This window comes from Vibrio sp. 1402, assembly GCF_033340275.1.
Genome location: NZ_JAWOWE010000369.1, coordinates 1 through 638, shown reverse-complemented (window position 1 = coordinate 638; position 638 = coordinate 1). Strand labels below are relative to the sequence as shown.

At 42.3% G+C, this 638-nt stretch carries 1 protein-coding gene; it reads right to left on the bottom strand.

The window, feature by feature from the left end; genetic code table 11:
* Positions 1 to 605, bottom strand: a 605-nt coding sequence (locus tag R7044_RS26120) for a HAMP domain-containing protein (RefSeq protein WP_318141739.1), incomplete at its 3' end; no start/stop codon positions are given.
* Between the last annotated feature and the right edge of the window lie 33 nt (positions 606 to 638).

The window sequence follows — 638 nt, the reverse complement described above, 5'->3', positions numbered from 1 at the left end:
TTCTGAAATATATGCTGAGTCGCAGCATTACTGTGGATAATGGTGCCAAGGTTGTCGGTAATAACCAACGCATACTGAATGGATTCAATGACTTCTTCTGAAAATGCTCTTTTTTGTTCGAGCGTAGCTAACGAATGTTGGCGTTGTTTTTCCCTTTTTCGGAGTTTGGTCATCATTCGGTTGAATGAGTGAATAACTTCGCCCAGTTCGTCTTTAGAATGATGACGAATTTGTACGTGAGAGGCATTACCAAAAGTAACATCTTGAATTGCACCGTTGAGATCGAGCAACGGTCTTAGAATGATACGATCAATGGTAATGTAGAAAATAATGCCACCAGCCGCCAATATCAGCAGAAGTACGCCGGCATCTTTCAAGAAGGAATGTTGCGCATTTATAATTGGAATATGTGACAGCGTCACTCGAATTGAGCCAATTACATGCCCTTCATGGATGATAGGCTCAAGTACGTACAAAAACTTGGCGGACAACGCATACCCTAATGCATCGAGCTTACTTCTTTCATTTTGATTAGGAACGGGAGCAGACTCCCCACTCCCTTCAAGCAAAACAAAAGGTTCATTGGCCCTATCATACAATTTCACTCTAGAAACGTTGGGCTGTTCTAGAAGATCGGC